Annotated in this window: 1 protein-coding gene; it reads left to right on the forward strand. The window is 72.7% G+C overall.

What is annotated here, in order from left to right:
- Positions 1 to 199 precede the first annotated feature (199 nt).
- Positions 200 to 22,096: a toxin glutamine deamidase domain-containing protein gene (locus ACGFZP_RS19370; protein WP_392934244.1), complete on the forward strand. Its 21,897-nt coding sequence runs from the start codon at positions 200 to 202 to the stop codon at positions 22,094 to 22,096.
- Positions 22,097 to 22,202: the final 106 nt, after the last annotated feature.

The following is a 22,202-nucleotide window of genomic DNA, read 5'->3' on the forward strand; positions in this document are numbered from 1 at the left end:
GAAGGATTCGAACATCGTCACGCTGACGGATGTCGAGGGCCGGGGTGATGCGGCTCCGAAGCCGGATCCGTTCCCGGGTAAGGGTCGTGACCTGGGAGGGGCGGGTGAGGCGGCGCGTTCGGATACGGCGAAGCTGGTTCTGGAGCGGCAGGAGCAGAAGCGGGCGGCGGGTGAGCCGACGGCGGATACCCCTGCCCCGGTGAAGCCCGAGAACACGGGGAAGGCCCCGAAGCAGCCGTCGAACATCGTCACCTTTGCGGATGTCCAGCGCAGGAACGCGCAGGATTCCTCCGGCGATGGCTCCAACGGCTCCCCGCGGAGTGATGGCGGCGGCTCGGGGAGCGGCACCTCCGGGGCGAAGTCCCGCGACGGGTCCACGGGCAGCGAGACGCAGGTGGAGCCGGCACCGACGGGTGACAAGCCGTCTGCCGACACGGCGGCGCCGAAGCCGGAGACGGAGCACTTCCCCGGCGCGGAGCACCGGCTGACGGACAGCGCGGCCGAGACCCAGCGGAAGACCGACCAGGCCGCGCAGGACGCGCAGGCGAAGAAGCCCCCGACGGCGGAACAGGCGCCCGTCGTCCCGCCCGGCGGCGAGCGCCTCGGCGGGAAGGACGGCTCGAAGGCCGGCGCCACACCGGATGCGGCCGCCCGGGACCGCCGGAACGCGCACGCCGAACAGCGCCGGGCGGACTACGAGGCGTCCGCGGAGGGCCAGGCCAAGGCCGAGGAGCGGGCCCGGCAGGCCCGGGAGGCCCAGGAGGCCCGCGAGGCCGCAGCGAAGGAGGCCGAGCAGCGGGCGGCGAGGGCCGAGGCCCGGAAGCTGCTGCTGCAGGACCTCCGGGACAAGTCGGGCAGGGAGACCATCGGCCTGGTCTCGAAGTCCGAGAACCCGGCGGTCAAGCCTCCGACGCTGGTCCTCCGCCCCGGGGCCGCCGACAGCAGCAGCCCCGGTAGGCCCGTGGACGCGGAGACCGGTCCGTTCCCGGGGTTGGGTCGTGAGTTGGGCGGGTCGGGTGATGCGGCGCGTTCGGATGTGGCGAAGTCGGTTCTGGAGCGGCAGGCGCAGTTGCGGGCGGCGGGTGGTCCGACGGCGGATGCGCCTGCGCCGGTGAAGCCTGAGGGTGCGGTGAGGCCTGAGGCCGGGGAGGAGTCTGTTCCGTTCCCGGGGTTGGGTCGTGAGTTGGGCGGGTCGGGTGATGCGGCGCGTTCGGATGTGGCGAAGTCGGTTCTGGAGGCGCAGGAGAGGCGGCGGGCGGCCGGTGGTCCGACGGCGGATGCGCCTGACCCGCTGAAGCCCGAAGATGTGGCGAAGACCCCGAAGCGGTCGAGCATCGTCACCTTCGAGGAGCTCAAGCGCCGGGAGCAGGACGCGGCGGACTCGGCGGCGGAGTCCAATGGCGCCCCGCGGCGGGACGGCGGTGGTGTCGGGGCGGGCACCGGCGGTCTGTCGGCCCGCGGCCGGTCCACGGGCAGTGAGACGCAGGTGGAGCCCGCACCGACCGATGACGAGCAGTCGGGGGACGGCCCGGACCGGACACCGGAGTCGAAGAGCTTCTCCGACGAGGGCTACCGGCTGACGGACGGCGCCGACGAGATCCAGCGGAAGGCCGGTCAGGCCGCGCAGGAGGCGCAGGCGAAGAACCGGCCGGCCGCGGAGCAGCCGCCCGCCGTCCTGTCCGGCGGCGAGCGCCTGGGCGGGAAGGACGGCACCCGGGGCGCAGTCACGCCCGACCAGGCCGCCCGGGAGCGACAGTACGCGCTGGCCGATCAGCGGCGGGCGGAGTACGAGGCGTCCCTGGAGGGCCGGGCCAAGGTCGAGGAGCGGGCCCGGGAGGCCCGGGAGGCCCGGGAGGCCGCGGCGAAGATCGCCGAGCGGCAGGCGAAGGCCGAGGCGCAGAAGGCGGCGCGGGAGGAGGCCTGGCAGCGGCTGGTGCAGGACCTCCGGGACAAGTCGGGTGGTGGCTCGGGCGAGTCGGAGAACCTGACGCTGCGTGAGGCGAGGAACCGGGTCTCCCACCGTGCCAGGGAGATCGAGGCGCAGGGCGACGGTGGGGTCCAGACCGTCGGCGGGCGCGGCTCCCGGATGGCCGCCGATGCGGCGGCTACCCGGGCCTGGCACGAGCTGGCGTCCGAACTCGGCATCCGTGTCGCGTCGTTGCGCGACCGCCACCTGATGCCGGATGTCTCGGACACGCCGCTCGCCCCCGCGGTGCGGCCCGTCCCCGTGCTGCCGCTCAGGGAACCGCCGGCCGCAAACGCCGGCAAGGCCGCGGCTGCACCCGCCAAGGACAAGGCCAAGGGCAGGGCCAAGGACAAGGACGGATCATCGGCCGCGCGGGACGAGGCGGCCCAGGAGGAGGCCTGGAAGCTGCTGTTGCAGGAGGGCAGGGACAAGCAGGTCGACGAGTCGGGTGAGTCGGGAGGGCCGGAGCAGCTGACGCTGCGTGAGGCCCAGGCGTGGGTCTCCCGTCGTGCCGAGGAGATCGTCGCGCAGAGCGGGGGGACCGGTGGACCGGGCTCACGGATGTCCGGCAACCTGGCGGCCGCAAGGGCCTGGCTTGAGCTGATGGCCGAACTCGGCGTCCCCGTCAAGCCGAGTGTCGTCGAGTCGTCGCGCCGCGGTACCCGGGGGCAGCAGCTCCCCGACCCGCAGGCCCCGGCCGGTCCGGGCCAGGGCACCGTCGTCACCTCCGGCACGCCCGCCCACTCCGAGGCGGAGGACTCGGATACCAGGTGGTCGGCGTCGCAGGCTCCGCCGTTCCTGCCGGTGCCGCCGGGTATGCGGCAGCGGGTGGACAGCGACGCCGAGGAGAGCGACGGGTGGGATTCCGATTCGGGCGGCGAGGGTCCGGCGGCCCCGGTCGTGCAGGCGCCCGCGACCCAGACTCCCGTCATCCAGGCGCCCGCGGCCCAGGCCCGGCCGTTCCTGCCGATGCCGGAGCGGATGCGGCAGAAGTCGGACAGCGAGGGCGAGGCCGACGACGACTGGGATTCCGATTCGGGCGGCGAGGGGCCGTCGGCTCCGGTCGTGCGGACTCCCGCCACCCAGACCGTGCAGCTGCCGCAGGTCGAGACCCTGGACCTCGGCGGGCAGACGCAGCCTTCGGAGTCGTCCTCTCAGGAGGACGAGCCGGTGCTGCTGCTGGACCTTCCGGAGCTGCGGGAGGAGCCGCCGATCGACGGGCCGTTCACGGCCGGTGAGCTGTGGCGTGACGGGGACCACCTGCCGACGTTCATCCTGTACAACGGCGCCGAGGGGATGGTGTGGGACGACCGCCTGGATGAGGTGACCGCCCCGGGTCAGCTCGACCGGATGGCCGCGGTCTACAACCGGGCGGCCGAGCAGGTCGCCCATCGGCTGGCGCGGATCGTCGAGCGTGCGCAGCAGGTCGTGGAGACCGGCGGGGTCGGGCACGAGGCCGCCGAAACGCTGCTGGCCACGCACCGGGTGCTGAGCGACGACGGTTGGACGCCCGCCTACGTCAGCGAGTTCCTGCGGCTGCAGATGCTGTTCCGTGCCAGCGACGTGCCCCAGAGGTTCCCGCGGGAACTCGTCGCCTGGCCCACCGGTGAGGCGTTCGCCCTCGTCGACCCCACCAGACCGCCGGCTCCCGGCGCCCCGTGGAGGGAGGCGGGATCGCTGCGCGGCCCGGACGGCGCCTCCATGCGGTTCTACCGGTGGCTTGACGAGACGGCGGGCGGGGACCGGCGGCACCTCTACCGCTGGGGCGAGGCGCAGGCGGGCGCCTCGGTCTCGGGGGACTCGATGCAGGCGAAGCTCATGCTCGCCTACTTCCGCAATCCGGAGAGGCGGCACATCGGTGACGAGTACTTCTGGTTCAACGGCTTCGAGCACCGGTTGCAGGAGACCCACGGCTTCAGAGTGGAGGTCGACGGGGGGGACGTCCTCGGCTTCGCCTACGAACCCGGCTACCTGCGCAGCGTGGCGGCCCAGCACGTGTTCACCTACGAGATGTTGCGCACCGTCCCGATGCCCCGGGTGGACCGGGACGCGGGGACGCTCGACCTGATCCGGCTGGAGCAGCGCAGCGTGCTGCGGGAACTGCCCGAGCCCTATCACCCCGGCGCGACCGGGACGAACCGCCAGTCGATCAACATCCATCGCGGTCCGGCCGAGTCCTACAGTCTCCTGAACCCCTACAAGGACCTTGTGGGCGGCAGTTTCTGGCTCACCATGCAGACCGTCCCGATTCAGCGGGTGTTCGGTACCCACCTCCAGAGCAGGATGGACGAGGGCCGCGAGACGTCGCTCTACCTCGGCGAGGACGAGTTCCTCACCATGGTCACCGACCGGCAGGTCGAGTGCTGGGGCGAGGACCAGCCCTTGGTCACCGAGCAGGAGCTCCAGGCCCACCACGAGGCGCTCGCAGCGCAGCAGGCCGCGGCCGAAGCCGCCGAGAGCGAGAACGGGAACGGGAACGCTGGGGAGGGCGCCGCCCCCTGGTCGGAGTCGCAGGCTCCGCCCAGTGATTCGGACGACGAGTGGAGCACCGGGTCGACCCCCGCTTCGCCGGTCGTCGCGCCGCACCAGCAGGCGGACCAACAGGTGGTCCAGCAGGCTCCGCTGCCGGCCGCGCAGGAGGCGGCCGAACCGGTGGAGGTGGTGCCGGCGGGGCGGGAGTTCCACGCCGATCTGCTCTGGCGTCCCGAGGAACGCCTGCCGGATGCCGTGCTGTTCGACGGCAACACCTGGATGGCGTGGGGCAACCAACCCTGGGACGACCCGGACGACGACCAGCTGGGGGCCGCGGCGGAGGAGTACAGTCGGGCCGCCGATGAGATCGCCGCCCGGTTGGAGCGGATCGTCGCGCAGGCCGAACAGGTCGTCGCGCAGGGCCCGCCGGTCGCGCAGGGCGCGCCGGCCGTGCAGGACGGCGGAGCCCAACCGACGCCCGAAGAAGCCGACTTGGCGGCCGCCCGGACACTGCTGGCCACGCACCGGCTGCTCGCGGACGACGGCTGGTCACCCGAGTACATCAGCGAGTTCCTGTACCTGCAGATGTCCATGCGGGACAGTGACGTCCTCGCGGGCTTCCCGCAGCGCCTGGTCGAGCAGCCGCCGGAGATGGAGAACGGCTTCCAGAGGGGCCGCCTGAGCCTGGTCGCCCCCGGCGCAGGGCCGGGCGCCGTCGAGGGCGGGTCGCTGCGGGGCACGGGCGGGGCGTCCGACCGCTTCTACACGTGGTTGGGCGCGGCGCCGCGGAACGGGGAACCCGGCCGTGTCCTGGCCTGGGGAGCCGCCCAGGCCTACGGCTCGTGGACCAACGAACCGGCGACCGCGAAGCTGATGTTCGCCCGGTCCCGCTCCGAGAACCTGGAGGGCGGCTACTACTGGGCGCCCGACCTGAACGAGTTCCTGAAGAAGACCGTCAACCGCCACGAACCCGACATCATCCGCTACCCCCGGTCCCTGCTGCGCAGCCTGGTCGCCCAGCACGTGTTCACCTACGAGCTGCTGAAGGCCGTCGAGCTGCCGAACGTGGACCGGCAGAACGGCATGGTCAGGCTGATGCGGTTGGAGAACCGGCTGCACGTGGACCCGGACAACCCGGGCCTCCCGCACCCCGACGAGTTCCAGAACCCCGAACTCGCCCAGGACCCGGCCCCCGAGATCCCGCTGGAAATCCTGCGCGGGGCGGCCGAGTCGTTCAGTCTGCTGGACGCCTTCAAGGACCCCAAGGCTCCCCAGGGCGACGGCAGGGAGTTCTATGTGACGGTCCAGGACGTCCCGATCCACCGGGTCTTCGGGACCCACCTGCAGGGCCGGTTCAACGGCCTCGACGACTCGCTGTTCTACAGCGAGGACGAGTTCGTGGTGATGGCGGCGGGCTACCAGCCCCTGTACCGCGGCACGGACGTGCCGCTCACACCGGCGCAGCGGGCCGAAGCGGCGTTGGCGGAGCAGTTGGCGGGTCAGGGTCTGGCTGCTGCTCCGCCGTTGGTGGCGGGGCCGGTTGTGGGTCCGTTGCCGGTGGTGTCGGAGCCTGGGGCCGGTGCGGGGTTGTTGCCGGCGCAGGCGTGGGCGGGGGTGCGGGAGTTCGCGGTGCCTGCGCGGATGTCGTCGACGCGTTTTGATCCGTTGGTGGCGGGTCAGGTGAGCGGTGGGGTGATTGCCGGGCCGGAGCTGCCGGTGCAGTTTGCGGGTCGGACGCCGGGTGGGCCGCGGCCGGTGGGTGATCTTCGGGGTGCGATGACCCGGATCGACTACGACGTGCGGCATTTCGAGGTGCGGCCGGGTCAGTGGGTGCGTGAGTTCACGCTGCGGCTGGATCTGGGGGCGTTGGAGGGTTCGGGTGTGTCTCCGGGGAGGGTGGACGAGGTCTGGGCCCGGGCGGTGGCGGCTGTCGATCAGCATGTGAACGGCAGGTTCAGGCTGTCCGACGGGTCGCAGTTCCATGTCCGTCTGGAGCGGGCCGCTGCTGGTGCGGGGGATGCGCACCAGCGGGTCAAGGTGGCGCCCGGTGGCGGGCGGAGCAACCAGCTGCTGTGGCACGAGGAGAGCGGCGCTGGGGTGCTGGTGCACGAGTTGATGCACTTCCTCGGTCTGCCGGACGAGTACGCGGAGAGCACGATGGCGCTGCGGCGCCGGGAGCGGTTCGCGGGGGAGCCCGGGGTGATGGGCCAGGCCGCGTACCGCAACGACTTCGAGGTGCTGCCGCGGCACCTCCAGCGGATCGAGGACGTGCTCCGCTCCGGACCGGTCGTCCGCGAACTCTCCTTCGACCAGTACCGGAACGCCTCGACGAAGCCCGCCCCCGCGGCCAAGACACCGTCCCACGCCGAGGTGGAGGACGCGGATGCCGGGCGGCCGGCGTCGCAGGCTCCGTCGTTCCTGCCGATGCCGGAGCGGATGCGGCAGAAGTCGGACAGTGAGGGTGAGGCCGACGACGACTGGGATTCCGACTCGGGCGGCGAGGAGCTGGCAGCCCCGGTCGTGCAGGCGCCCGCGACCCAGACTTCCGCGACCCAGACCCCCGTCACCCAGGCGCCCGCCACCCGGCCCCAGCCGTTCCTGCCGATGCCGGAGCGGATGCGGCAGAAGTCGGACAGCGAGGGCGAGGCCGACGACGACTGGGATTCCGACTCGGGCGGCGAGGGGCCGTCCGTCCCGGTCGTGCGGACTCCCGCCACCCAGACCGTGCAGCTGCCGCAGATCGCGACCCTGAACATCGGGGCGCAGACGCAGCCTTCGGAGTCGTCCTCCCCGGCGGACGAGCCGGAGCTGCCGGACCTTCCGGAGCTCGTGCACGAACCGCCGATCACGGGGTCGTTCACGGCCGACGAGCTGTGGCGGGATGGTGACCGCCTGCCGGCGTTCGTCCTGTTCGGCGGCGTCGAGGGGATGGTGTGGGACGACGGGTTGGAGGGTGAGCCCAGTGACGCCCAGCTGGACCGGATGGCGGCGGTCTACAACCGGGCGGCCGAGCAGGCCGCGCTTCGGTTGGAGCTGATCGTCGCGCGTGCCCGGCAGGTCGTGGCGGACGGCGGCGACCGGCGGGAGGCCGCCCAGACACTGCTTGACACGCACCAGGTGCTCAGCGCGGACGGTTGGACGCCCGCCTACATCAGCGAGTTCCTGCGGCAGCAGATGCTGTTCCGCGACAGTGCCGTGCCGGGGAAGTTCCCGAGGGAGCTGGTGGCCTGGCCCGTGGGTGCGGCGTACTTCCTCGTCGATCCCACCAATCCTCCGGCACTCGGAGCCGACGTCGTCCAGGGGGGATCGCTGGTCGGCCCGGACGGCGCCTCGATGGCGTTCTACGACTGGCTCGACACGGCGGCGGTGGGCGGGAACAGGCAGTACCTCTACAACTGGGGCGTGGCGCAGGCGGGTACCTCGGCCTCGCGGGAGTCGCTGGAGGCGAAGGTCCTGCTCGCCCACTTCCGCAACCCGAACAGGCGACACATCGGCGACGAGTACTTCTGGCTGAACGGCTTCGAGCACCGGCTGAAGATGACCCCCGGCTTCCACATGGAGATCGGCAGGCGCGACGTCTTCGGCTTCACCTACCAGCCCGGCTATCTGCGCAGTGTGGCCGCCCAGCACATGTTCACCTACGAGCTGCTGCGCACCGTCCCGATGCCCCGGGTGAACCGGGACGCGGGGACGATCGATCTGATCCGGCTGGAGCAGCGCAGCGTGCTGCGGGAGCTGCCCGAGCCCTATGACCCCGGCGATTCCGGGACGAACCACCAGCAGATCAAGATCCATCGTGGTGCGGCCGAGTCCTACAGTCTCCTGAACCCCTACAAGGACCTCGTGGGCGGCGACTTCTGGCTCACCATGCAGACCGTCCCGATCCACCGGGTGTTCGGAACCCACCTCCAGACCAGGATGGACGAGGTGGAGGGCGAGACCTCGCTCTACCTCGGCGAGGACGAGTTCCTCACCATGGTCACCGACCGGCAGGTGGAGTGCTGGGGCGAGGGCCAACCCGTGGTCACCGAGCAGGAGCTCCAGACCTACCGCGACACGATCGCAGCGCAGCAGGCCGCGGCCGCCGAACAGACGGCGGACCACGCGGCGGAGAACGAGAACGCCGCGGAGGGTGCCGGCCCCTGGTCGGAGTCGCAGGCTCCGCCCAGTGATTCGGACGACGAGTGGAGCACCGGGTCGACCCCCGCTTCGCCGGTCGTCACCTCGCAGCAGTACGCACCCCAGGTGCCGGCGACCGGGGGCTCGGACGCCGACGCGCAGACGGCGCACTCGGAGCCGCCCTCCCCGGTGCTCGCGCCGCTCGTGCTGGACCTTCCGCCGTTCGTGGCCGAGCCGCTGCCCGCGGGCTCGTTCAGGGCCGACGAGCTGTGGCGCGAGGGGGACCACCTGTCGTCGCTCACCCTGCTCAACGGCGTCGAGGCACTGGTCTGGGACGACCTGTTGTCCGGCCTCGCGGAGGGCCACGTGGTGGACGGCATGGCGATGGTCCACGACCACGTGGCCGACGGGATCGCCCGCCGGCTGGCGCAGATCGTCGAGCGCGCCATGCAGGAGGCGGACGGCAACGCCGCCGCCCGGAGGCTGGTGGACACGTACGAGCTGCTCAGTGCGGACGGCTGGTCACCCGTGTACATCAGCGAGTTCCTGTACCTGCAGATGTCCATGCGGGCCGACGGCGTGTTCGCGGACCTCCCGGAGCTGCTGGTCGAGCGGCCGCCGGCCTTCGACAACGGGGTCGAGGTGACGCGCCGCAGCCTGGTCGCCCCCGGCGGGGGGCTGGTGGAGGGCGGGCCGCTGCGGGGCGCGGGCGGGGTGTCCGACACCTTCTACCAGTGGCTGGACCGGCAACCGGGGACGTCGGACTTCATCGACGGTTGGGGAGCCCAGCAGGCCGGCAGCTCCTGGAAGGCCCATCCGGCTCTCGCGAAGCTGCTGTACGCCCACTTCCGCTCCGAAGGAAACCTGGAGTCGACCTACTACTGGGGCTTCTCCGAACTGAGCGGCGTCCTGCAGAACATCACGGATGTGCGCGGGGGCCCCCACTACGTCAACTACGGCCCGACCGACCTGCGCGCCCTGGTCGCCCAGCACGTGTTCACCTACGAGCTGCTGACGACCGTCGAACTGCCGAACGTGGACCGGCAGAACGGCACGGTCAGGCTGATCCGGTTGGAGAACCGGCGGCACGTGGACGACGACAACCCGGGACTTCCGAACCCCCTGACCCACCCGGTCCCCGTCACCGGCCCCGCGCCCGGCGGCGGGATCGTGCTGGAGCTCAGGCGCGGGGCGGCCGAGTCGTTCAGCCTGCTGGTGCCCTACAAGGACCCGCAGGATCCCCACGCCAACGGCGGGCCGTTCTACGTGACGGTCCAGGACGTCCCGATCCAGCGGGTCTTCGGGACCCACCTGCAGAGCCGTCCCGCCACCCTCGACGAGTCGCTGTACCACGGCGAGGACGAGTTCCTGGTGATGTCGGCCGGCATCCCGGCGGTCTACTGGGGCACGACGGTGCCGCGTACGCCTGCCGAGCAGGAGACTGCGGCGTTGGCGGAGCAGTTGGCGGGTCAGGGTCTGGCTGCTGCTCCGCCGTTGGTGGCGGGGCCGGTTGTGGGTCCGTTGCCGGTGGTGTCGGAGCCTGGGGCCGGTGCGGGGTTGTTGCCGGCGCAGGCGTGGGCGGGGGTGCGGGAGTTCGCGGTGCCTGCGCGGATGTCGTCGACGCGTTTTGATCCGTTGGTGGCGGGTCAGGTGAGCGGTGGGGTGATTGCCGGGCCGGAGCTGCCTGTGCAGTTTGCGGGTCGGACGCCGGGTGGGCCGCGGCCGGTGGGTGATCTTCGGGGTGCGATGACCCGGATCGACTACGACGTGCGGCATTTCGAGGTGCGGCCGGGTCAGTGGGTGCGTGAGTTCACGCTGCGGCTGGACTTGGGGGCGTTGGAGGGTTCGGGTGTGTCTCCGGGGAGGGTGGACGAGGTCTGGGCCCGGGCGGTGGCGGCTGTCGATCAGCATGTGAACGGCAGGTTCAGGCTGTCCGACGGGTCGCAGTTCCATGTCCGACTTGAGCGGGCCGACGGTGCGGCGGATGCGCATCAGCGGGTCAAGGTCGCTCCCGGTGGCGGGCGGAGCAACCAGCTGCTGTGGCACGAGGAGAGCGGCGCCGGGGTGCTGGTGCACGAGTTGATGCACTTCCTCGGCCTGCCGGACGAGTACGCGGAGCAGACGATGGCGCTGCGGCGCCGGGAGCGGTTCGCGGGGGAGGCGGGGGTGATGGGCCAGGCCGCGTACCGCAATGACTTCGAGGTGCTGCCGCGGCACCTCCAGCGGATCGAGGACGTGCTCCGCTCCGGACCGGTCGTCCGCGAACTCTCCTTCGACCAGTACCGGAACGCCTCGACGAAGCCCGCCCCCGCGGCCAAGACACCGTCCCACGCCGTCGTCGGCAACGACGCCGCGTCGACGCCGAGTCCCGCTCACCATGCCTCGCAGGCACCTACTGTGACGGTGTATCAGACAGGGCTGCAGCAGCAGCCGGAGCCGCAGCCGTCACAGGCCGCCGTGCCGCTGCCGGTCGCGGAGGTCGTGTCCCGCGAGCGCGCTGTCCTCGAAAGCGGGCTGGTCATCGAAGGGCGGCCCTACGAGGCCCTCACCGTGCCCGGCGACGGCGACTGCCTCTTCACGTCCCTGCTGGTCGGCGTGAACCGCCAGTTCGGCGAGTGGGAGCACCAGCACCTGGACGCCGCCGGGCTGCGCGCCGCCGTACTGCAGTGGTACCGGGGACCGGACGGCGCCGCCCAGCGGGAGCTCATCGACGAGTGGGGGCAGTCGGTCCTGGACATGCTGATCGCGGACCTGACGCCGCAGGCGCTCTGGCGTGTGATGGGTCGGACGGACGAGCTGCCCGCCGGCGTGGACGCGAGCGCCCTGATCGAGAACTTCGGCAGCCCCGTGCTCACCGACCTCGCGAACGGAGCCTGGGACCGCCTCCTCCTGGAACGTCCGGGACTGGCCCAGCCGGTGGTGCTGGACCCGAACCCGCATCCGCAGTTCCTGACCCCACAGCGCCTGGCGGACATGCAGCCGAGCGAGGCGGTCGATCTGGCCATCCGCAACCGGGCGCTCTGGAACACTCCCCTCTTCGACGAGGTGCCCCGGATCGCCGCCGGTGCGGTGGGCTTCAACCTCGGTGTCCTCAACAGCGCCGGGCAGTTCTCCAGCTACCTGGCGGACTCCGACCGCCGCACGGTGATGCTCTACCGCCAGGGCTACGAGGGGGCGCACTTCTCGGCGCTGCGGCCCGTCCCGCAGCAGACGCCGGCGCAGCTGCCGCCACCGCCGGTTCCGCCGCAGGTGCAGGTGCAGGCGGAGCCGGAGACCCCGCCGGTGCCGGAGCAGCCGGCGCAGTTGTCCGGGCCGGACCTGCCGCCGCTGCCAGAGTCGCCGGTGCTGGCGCCGACGCCGGACGAGGCTCCGGCCCCGGCTCCGACCCCGGAAACGAGCCCGGCCCCGACCCCGGCGGCGCTGCCGGCGCCGGAGCTGCTGCCGAAGCCGGAGGTGCCGCTCGTCGAGGAGCCGAAGGCGCCGCCGCTGCCCGCGCCGCCGACCAGGCTCACCGACCCCGCCAACGGCCAACTCAGCGGAGGCGACCGGGTCCTGCCGATATCGGGCCCCGTCGACCGGGTGGTGGAGGCGGTTGTCACCGCCCTCACCGGCGTCCCCGAGCTGCTTCCCAAGGGCCTGCTGGAGAAGCACCGCAAGGCCCAGGACGACGTCGCCGCGGCCGGGCCGCAGGCGGCGCAGGCCGTGGAGCGGCTGGCCAAGGCCGAGAAGCAGCTGGCCGAGGCCCGCGAACTCCTGGCCGGCTCGGTCAGGGAACAGCTCTCCGACGCGCTGGACCTCGACGCCCTGCAGCCCGTGCTGTCGGCGATGACCCAGGGCGAGCGCCTCTCGCTGCCGTTCGAGCTGCTCGGCTGGAAGGGCGACGTCCAGGTCACCGCCCGGGTCACCAGGGCCACGACCACCGGGGCGTACAAGAAGTTCGAGTTCGAGGACGGCAGCGACTCGTTCGCCACCACCGGGTCCTTCACCGAGGGCCGCCGACGGTTCGGCGGCGGCCTGCTGATGGGCGGCAAGTTCTCCCCGAACGCCCCCGACACCAGCATGACCGGACAGGTCGGGGTGGTGAGCGACCGCAGCAAGGCCGGTACCAGCGACAGCAGGGGCCGGACGTTCTCCCGCAGCAAGACGCCCGAGCCCGCGCTGCGGATCGACGCCGACATCCGGCTGGAGCTCGACTTCTCCGGTGTCCGCAAGGACGGTTCGGGCATGCCGGTCGGCCGCGGCCAGCACCGCCTGCCCGTCGAGCTGCCGGTTCCGGTCGTCGTGCCGGCCGCCGAGGCCGCGGACGCCGTCCCGCCGGCCGCCCAGCAGCACTACCGTCCGCCGCGGCGCGTCGAGGAGTCGCTGGCGCTCGGCGGGCTGGACGTCGTCAAGAACGTCCACGTGATCGACGAGGCCGGGAACCGGGCGGTCGGCGGGGTTCCCGCGGTGCTCGCCGCCGCGGCCCCCGCGGCCGCGCTGCCCGTCGGCGCCACCCGGAGCTCGCTGGAGGCGTTCGGCGAGGCGGCCTTCGGCAAGGACTGGCCGGCGCTGCGCGCCGAGGTCCTCGGCCGGCTGGACCTGCAGACCCTGCGCACCGAGCTGAAGTCCATGATGAGCGGCGAGCCCGTGGAGATCACGCTCTCCGACGGCCGCGGGAGCATCATGGTGTCCGCGCTGGTCGCGCAGATGTCGCACCTGCGCAACACCGAGCAGACGGAGTTCAACACGGGCACCGACGTGACCCGTACCGTCGTCTCGTCCGTCACCGGCAGTCTGAGCGTGGCCGGGGTGCCCTCCGCCAAGCACACGGGCTTCGGCGACGTGCCGGTCGGTGTCACGGGCGCTCTGCCGTCCGGCCAGCTCGGCCGCGACAGCAGCGCGATCGACCGGGTCACCGTGCGGGCCGGCAACGCCGTCAAGGTGAAGGCGGCCGGGGCGATCTTCGACGGCAGGGCCGTGCTCGCCTTCGAGTACCGGCCGGACGGCACCACCCCCGCTCCCGGCGGCCCCCACGCCACCGGGCAGGTCGGCTTCCAGGTGATCTCCGAGGCCGCCGACTCGGTGGCCGTCGACGGACCGGAGTCCTTCGTGTCCGGTGGCCGGGCGCCGGGCGAGGTCCAGGCGCCCCGCCTGGAGCCCGGCTCGACCGCCTGGCGGCCCAAGCCCGAGCTCTGGACGACCGGGCTGCCGGAGAGCGCCGTCGTCCTGGACGTTTTCGCGCGGGCGAACCCCTCCGGGGGCGGTGCCAAGGGCAAGGACCTGCACACCGTCCTCGACGAGCTGGGGGTGGGCGCGTTCAAGGCCGAGGGGTGGGCGGGGTTCCGGGAGTCGGTCCGGCACACCTTCCAACTGGAGCGGCTGGCCGCCTCGTTGCCCGCGATGAGCCGGGACATCCCGCTCCAGGGGCCGCTGCTCAGCCGGCCGGGACACGCGGACACGACGGTGCAGGCCACCGCCCGGGTGGACCGGCTGGAGTTCCTGCGGACCATCGACAAGGCCGAGCTGAACGTCCTCAACGAGACGGCGGTGGGCGACGCCGCACGGGACACCGTCGGCTGGACGCTCGGCGGACAGGCGCAGGGCGGCTTCCACTACGCCTTCCCGGGCGGCGAATGGGTGTCGCTCTCGCTCGGTGGCGGGCTGGCGTTCCGGCGCCGTACCGGCGACCGTGCGGGGACCGGGTCCAGCACGGTCTCCAGCGCCAAGTTCTCCGAGCCGATGGCGGTCTTCCTCGCCACCGCCAAGGTGAACGTCCGACTGTCCGACCAGGGCCGTCTGGACTCCTCCGGCGGCGGTTCGGACCCCGCGGTGCGGTTCGTGGTGGCGATCCCGAAGTCCCGGCTCGACGAGTACGTGACCGAGGCCAAGCCGGAGCCGGCCAAGCCGACCAAGCCGGAGCAGCCGGAGCAGGCCGCGCTGCCGGGTCAGGCGCAGCCGGCGACGTTCGTGCGGCCGCCGACCACCGTCGGGGACGCCGCCAAGCCCGTCGTGCCCGAGCCCGTCGTGCCCAAGCCCGTCGTGCCCAAGCCCGCACCCGACGCCGGGAAGGAGACCAAGCCCCTCACGCACCAGCCGCCGGAGCGGGTGTCCCGGAACGGCCAGCTCGGTTCGTCCGACGCCGTTCTCGGGATCACCGACGGCCTGGCCGTGATGAACGAGCTCCGTACGGCGCTGCGGCCGGTCTTCGGCGCCAAGTGGGACCGGGTCGCCGCGGACCTGGTGCCGTTCTTCGACCCGGTGGCGCTGCGGCCGATGGCGGCCGCGCTGACCACCGGCCGCAGCTGGGGGACGTCGGTCTCCGCCAACGGGGTCACGGCGGACATCCGGATCACCGCCGCGGAGGCGTCCGTCAAGGAGCACCTGAAGTCCGTCGCGGACTTCGAGTTCGAGGTCGGCACCGAGTCCACGACGTCCACCGGCGAGATGCACGACGACCGGAGCCGGTCGACCCAGACCGTCGTCGTCGCCGGCAAGCTCCCGAACCTGGCGGGGGCACTGAGCCACGCCTGGAACTCCGACAGCGTCATCGGCGGTACCCGGGACGTCGGCAGCATCGCGGTGACCAAGGGGAAGACCGTCGAGCCGGCGGCGGTCTTCCGGGGCGACCTGACGTTCCGGATCGAGGTGAACCTCTCCCCCCGGTTCGGGTTCTCGAAAGCCATGGAGCCCCTGCACGCCACGACCGGGGCCGAGTTCGCCTTCCCGGTCCGCGAGATGCCGCCCGCCCCGGGCGGGCGCAGGCCGGCCCCCGCGACGCCGCGCCAGGTGCCGCAGCGGATCATGCGGTCGCTGGTGCTCAGCGCCACCGACATCGTGCTGCACGTCTCCCCTTCGCAGGAGTCCGAGCGCCCCGCGGTGCCGCCCACCCGCGCGCCCGGGGCCGCTGCCGACGCGCAGCAGCCGGTGCAGCCGCCGCAGGTGGAGCAGCCGGAGCAGCCGGGTGACGTCCAGCTCACGTCGATGTCCGGCGGCCCGGCCGGGCCGACCGCGGTCGACGCGAACGCGGTGGTGGCCCCGAGGCGACAGCCGGGGGCCGAGGACGTGCTGAGCCAGCTGGACGCCACCGGCCGGGCCGTGTTCGGCTCGGACCGGAACTGGCAGCGGGTGAAGCGGACGCTCGCGCCGAAGTTCACCGCCGAGGCGCTCCAGCAGCGGCTACGGTCGCTGATGGCCGGCCAGGGCTGGTCCATCGCCGTGCCCGGTGGCACCGTGACCGTCCGGGCCAGCGTGCAACGGATGGAGCACGTCTCCGACACCAAGGCGACCGAGTTCAACAGCGGAAGCACCGTCGGCCACTCCAGCGGCGGCACGGACGGTCTGACCGCCTACACCCGGAGCACCACCGACGCCACGGCGCTGCGGCTGGTCGGCACCTCCGACCCGATCGGGGCGCTCCCGGCCGCGGTGGTGGCCGGCGGCACGCTGACCCACGTCAGCGGGAAGGACCAGATCGCGGAGAACTCCAGCTCCGTGGGCACGGGCGCCGGCACCAAGAGCAAGGTGGCCGGCAGCGTCTTCGAGGGCACCGCCCTCCTCCACCTGGAGTTCCGCCGCAACCTGACCCTGTGGGGCAGGACCGTCGACCGGTCCGTCCCCCGCGGGGCGCGGGACGAGCAGCGGCGGATCGACGCGGTCCAGCGGTCGTTCGCGGCCCGCCAGAAGGCGTTGGCGGGGCGGGAGGCCGAGCTCGGCCCCGCGGCGTTCCAGGCCGAGAACACGAGGCTGGACGGCGAGCACCGGGCGGCGCTCAAGCCCCTGCTGGACGGTCAGCAGCGGCGGATCGACGAGTCCGTCGTCAGGAAGTGGACGTCGGACCTGGAGCAGTTGGACAGGCGGATCCGCGAGCTGGGCAACCGGCCCGACAGCAGGGACCTGCGCGACCGGCTGGTGGCCGACCGGGATCGGCACAGGGAGCAGATCGAGCAGCTCAAGGCCGCCCCCGGGCTGAAGCCCGGGTCCGGGCCCGGCAGCGACCGGACCCCCGACCAGATCGCCCCGATGACGAAGACCTCGTTCGCCGTCCGCCGGAACGCCTTCGGCTACGCGAAGGTCGGGTTCCAGGTACTGGTCGAGGCCTCCGAGGCCCACCCGGTCACCGGCGGTGCCGACGGCCGCTTCGAGGCGCCCGGACCGGTCACCACCCGGGCCGGCAGCGCCGCCCCGGTGCGGGACACCGAGCCGAGGACGCACTCCGTGCCGCCGGCCGCGGTCTGGACCGGCGGCCTCGCCGCCACCCATGTCATCCGTGACCTCACCGACGTCGGCTCCCTGCACAGCCTGCTCGACACCGAGGGCCGGCGGCACTACCCGGGGGTCTGGGACAGCCGGGTGGCGGGCGGCGGTCGGCGCTCCGAGCGCGTGATGAACGAGTTCGGCCGCGAGCGGCTGATGGCCGCCCTGCCGCGGCTGACCGCGGGCGGGACGCTCACCGGCACGCCGTTCCGGGTGAACGGCCGGCAGTCCTGGGTGTCCGTGACGGCCGAGCTGGTCGATCTCGCCCACCACCGGGACGAGGGCGGCGCGGAGCTCGCGCTGGTCGGCGAGTCCTCGGCGCGGTACAGCGAGCGCGCGCTCAACTCCCGCCACCTCCAGGCCATGGGCCAGATCGGCGCGGAGTTCTCCAAGCTGAAGAGCAAGTTCTCGGTGTCCGCCATCTTCGGCGGCGGATACCGGTGGCGCCAGGGCGGGGAGCGGTCGGCCGGTGGGCGGACGATCGCCAACTCGAAGGTCCCGGTGCCGCTGGTGCACTTCGACGGCCACGTGGCCTTCCGGTTCACCTTCCACCACGGGGAGGAGCGACCGGGCGCCGCCTCCCCGGCCGCCGGCGGGGTGGTCCCGTTCGCGGTCTCCATCCCGAAGGAGCAGATCTCCGAGACGATCACCGCTCCGGCGGACACGTTCTTCACCGCCAGGGAGCAGAAGGGGCGGCAGTGGCGCCGGGAGACCCCGGCCGAGGCGCTCCCGCCGGTGCCGGAGGCCGCGGAGGTCCCGCCGGTGCCGGAGGCCGCGGAGGTCCCGGAGGTTCCGGAGGTGCCTGCCGTGGTGCTGCCGTCGGTGCCGCTGGTTGTGCCTGTGGCGAAGAAGCCGGTCGTGTCGGAGGAGAAGCCTGCGGAGGTGCCGGAGAAGCCGGCGGAGTCCGCCGAGGTCCCGCCGGTGCCGCAGGTGCCTGCCGTGGTGCCGCCGTCGGTGCCGTCGGTGCCGCTGGTTGTGCCTGTGGCGAAGAAGCCGGTCGTGTCGGAGGAGGAGCCTGCGGAGGTGCCGGAGAAGCCGGCGGAGGCCGCGGAGTCCGCCGAGGTTCCGGAGGTTCCGGAGGTGCCTGCCGTGGTGCCGCCGTCGGTGCCGTCGGTGCCGCTGGTTGTGCCTGTGGCGAAGAAGCCGGTCGTGTCGGAGGAGAAGCCTGCGGAGGTGCCGGAGAAGCCGGCGGAGTCCGCCGAGGTCCCGCCGCTCGCGCCGGAAGACGCGGCCGCGCCTGCGCCGAAGGAGATGGTGCACAGCATGGAGGGCGAGGAGGCGCAGGCCGAGCAGACCGACGTGCCCGCGGCAGCCCCCGCCCCCGCCCCGCAGCGGCCCCCCGTGGCCGCGGCGCCCGAGCCCCGCACGCCGACCCGGCAGGAGAGCCGGCCCGGGTCCTCGCGCCAGCTCACCGGCGACGACATCTGGAACGTCCTCGTGCCCGCCACGAAGCGGCGCGCCGAGCCGGACGTAGTCTCCGAGCCGGTCACCCCGGAGCCCAAGCGCCTGCACACCATGGACCGCAACGCCACCCCGCCGGCCGACCGCGGCCTGCTCCAGTCCACCGAGGAGCAGCAGCGGGCCTGGCTCGGCGCGCTGCCGGACGGGCCGGTCGAGCCGGGCACCGCACCGCGGCTCACCGCGGACCTGCTCGGGCACCTCAACCCCGACGGCTCCGCCGTCAACTGCCTGGACGTCAACCTGGCGCTGTGGGACACCATGGACGGCGACCCGCACCCCGCGGGGACCCGCGTCGACGACATGCCCGAGCGCGACGGCATCTGGGAGGTGACCAGGCGCCTCGGCCCGCCCTGGCACTACGGCGCCGGCTCCGCGGCCCTGGACAGGGTGGTCGCCCTGGTCCGGGACGGCGGCCCCGGCACCCGGGCACTGGTCCTCGTCGCCGAGGAGGGCCTGGTCGGCCACGCCTGGACCCTGCTGAACACCGGCGGCGGCGCACTGCGCTGGATCGACCCGCAGCGGGGCGAGTTCCCGGAGCACGCACCGGCCGTCTCCGACACCGGGAAGGTCTGGGCCTACACGGAGAACGCCGCGCGGAACCAGATCCGCGGCGACGGGCGGCACGACCCGACGCTGTTCCACGACCCGGCCGCCGGAGGACCGGGCCACACCTTCGGCATGGCCCCGACGGAGAGGCTGTTCACCCGGCACCCCATCGCCGAGCAGCCCGGCTGGACGGAGCTGGCCGAGGCCTTCGAGATGCACGTCGCCGAGCTCGCCACCGCCGTCACGGCACGCGGGGACGCCGCCATCGACCACGCCCTCAACCGGCTGGTCGCCGTCCTCGTCGACCACCACGGCCCGAACTGGATCGAGGAGGTGCACCTCAGGCAGGTCTTCACCCGCGACGACGTGACCAGCGCGGGCCAGATCGGCCACTCGGGCCTGACCGTCCGCCAGATCGACAAGATGATGGAGTCCGGGAACCCGCGGGAGAAGTACACCGCCTTCTACAACGGCGCCTACTACCGGCCCGACGGCGACGGCGCGGCCGGCGAGTACATCGGCGGCTTCAAGGAACTGCTGCTGACGGTGATGAGCGATCCGGAGCTGACCGCCGCCCGGGAGCTCGGCCTCGACGTGGACCGGCTGAGGCCGTACCGGGACCACCTGCACAGCCGGGAGCGGAGGCTGGTCCACGGTGTGCTGGCGGCCTTCTCGACCTGGCAGGCCAGGAACTTCTCCCTGGACCCGTTCGCCCTGGGCAACCTCATGCGGTGGAGCGCCGACCCGATCGACAACTCCACCGAACTGGGCCGGAGCCAGCTGATCCGCACCGAGCGCCCGGACGAGATGCGCACACCGGGCAGGTTGACGCCGGCGCGGCTCAGGCGGGTCGGCATCGAGCTCAGCAACCGCGAGCGGGCGCTGCTCCTGGAGCGCGAGGTCATGCCGATGACGACGACCGTGACCCGGGAGCTCGACACCGTCCCGCTCACACCCGGGCAGGAGCCGGACACGGCCCTGATCTTCCCCGAGTGGCACACCGTGTCCGATGTGACGGTCACGCCCGGCACCCCGGACGCCGACGGGAACGTCACGACCACGGTGACGGCGAACGTGTCCGGCCGGATGAGGCTACGGGCCGGAGACCTGGCGGAGATGACGGTCGAGGAGGTCGAGGAGGCGATCGCGCGGGGGACTATGAAGCTGGGCGAGGCGATTCGGCCACGGCAGGGGCCGGAGTTCCCGCTCGGGTCGATCGAGGGCGCGGCCCGGTTCCGGCTGGAGCCGGACTCCTCCTGGCGGCGGGACGTCGACGGGCGGGGCATGCCCGCCATCGGCGGCCTGTCCGGCACGGCCGTCCGGATGGTCAGCACCTTCGACTGGCTGAACGTCCCGGAGGCACGGCGTGAGGACTTCGTCGTCGGCCTGATCGCCTGGATGGGGCTGCAGAGGGACCACTCGCTGTACGAGATCCTGCGGGGCGCCCAGATCGCGGGCTTCGACGGCGCGAACGGCAGGGCCCTGGACCTGACCGACGCGGTGTCGATGTACCGGAGCCTGGAGGTGCTCGGTCCCGAGTTCGCGGAGGACAGGCTGCGCCAGTTCGACCCGAGGGGGCTGCTCCCGCACGAGCGGCACTACTTCGAGCGGCTGTCGCTGCGCGCCGAGGACGGCGGCCTCCAGGCGCTCACCAGCGCGGACGTCCACGAGGCGAGGGAGTACCACCACCACCAGGTCAACGTGGCGTTCGGCGCACCCACGAGTCCGGCGCTGCGGCGCTGGCTGAGGGACCACGGGATCCCGGTGCCCCAGATGCGCGAGCGGCTCGCGAAGTTCACGGTGGCCCACCTGATGGCGGTCCGGGCCTACACGGGGGAGGACCACACCCTGATCAACCTGGTCGTGGAGCGCACCCGGGGTGTCGGCGGCGGACTGCCGTTCGACATCGTGGCGGCGGCGACCCGCCGGGTGCTGAGGGAGATGATCTCCTTGGTGCACTCCAACGAGAACTACCTCGGGCCGAACATGTTCTTCACGGACGAGGCGGTCAACACCCTCATGCTGGAGCGCGGCAACCTGGCCGCGGACGCGCGTCAGGACGTCGACGCCCGGCTCGAGCGCAAGATCACCGAGCTGCTGCCCGCGGTGGTCGCCGAGTCCAAGCTCCACGCCGCCATGCTGCTGGAGGCGCTCGACACCCTGCCGGTCGCCAACGAGATGACCGTCTACCGCGGGGCCTGGGAGTGGGGCAACGAGAGCAACGCGAGCGCGTTCCTGGCGGGGCTGCTGGCCAAGGACCACATCGAGTTCGACACCTATGCGAGCACCAGCAAGGAGTTCCCGACGGCTCACGAGTTCGCCGTCAAGGACGCGGTCGGGCGGTACAAGCACCGCGTGGTGTACATGCTCACGCTGCGCGGTGTCAGCGGGCGTGACATCGGCCCGTTCTCCCAGAAGCAGTACGAGACCGAGGTGCTCCTGCTGCCCGGGGCCCGCTTCCGGGTGACCGACCGCACGGTGATGCCCGACATGGACGGCACGACCGGCAACCAGTACGTCCTGATCGAGGCGGAGGAGGTGGTGCCGCCCGCCGACGCCGCTGCGACGGCCACGACGGCCACGACGGCCACGACGGCCACGACGGTGGCGGGGCCGGGGCAGGTGTCGCCCGGTCCCCAGCAGGTGCCGCCGGCCGGACCCGACGAGGGTGACTCGGGGTCCGAGTCGGAGGAGGACGGGGACTCGGGGTCGGAGTCGGGCGAGGAGGTGCCGTTCATGATCTCGTTCGTGCCTCCGGGCGGTTCCGAGGAGGGCGACGAGTCGTCGGGTGCGGAGGACGAGGGTGACTCGGGCGCCGAGTCGGAGGAGGACGGGGACCCGGGGTCGGAGTCGGGTGAGGAGGTGCCGTTCACGTTCTCGTTCGCGCCGCCGGGCGGGTCCGGAGAGGATGACGAGCCGTCGGCCGCGGAGGAGGACGGGGACTCGGGGTCCGAGTCGGGTGAGGAGGTGCCGTTCGCGTTCCCGTTCGTGCTGCCGGTCGGCCTGCCGACCGGGCCGGGCACCGGCACCGGCACCGGCACCGGCGAGAGCGTGGGCCAACACGGGAGCGACGGCGGACACGAGGGCGGACACGACGGGGACGACGGGGACTCGGGGTCCGAGTCGGGTGAGGACGTGCCGTTCGTGTTCCCGTTCGTGCTGCCGGTGGACCTGTCGGCCGGGTCGGGCGAGGAGGAGGACGAGCACGACGACGAGCCCCACGAGGGTGACGAGGGGGCCGGGTCGGACGCGGACGGGGACGCGGACGCCGGAGAGGAGGTGGAGATCTTCTTCGGTTAGGACCCAGGGCCTCATGGCTGAACCTGCCGTGGTGCGTCATCCGTCGAACCGGGAGGGACGGTCCATCGCCCGGTCGCCAAGGGGCGGATCGGCGGCCTCCCGCGAG

The sequence above is a fragment of the Kitasatospora sp. NPDC048239 genome (assembly GCF_043202015.1).
Lineage (GTDB): Bacteria > Actinomycetota > Actinomycetes > Streptomycetales > Streptomycetaceae > Kitasatospora.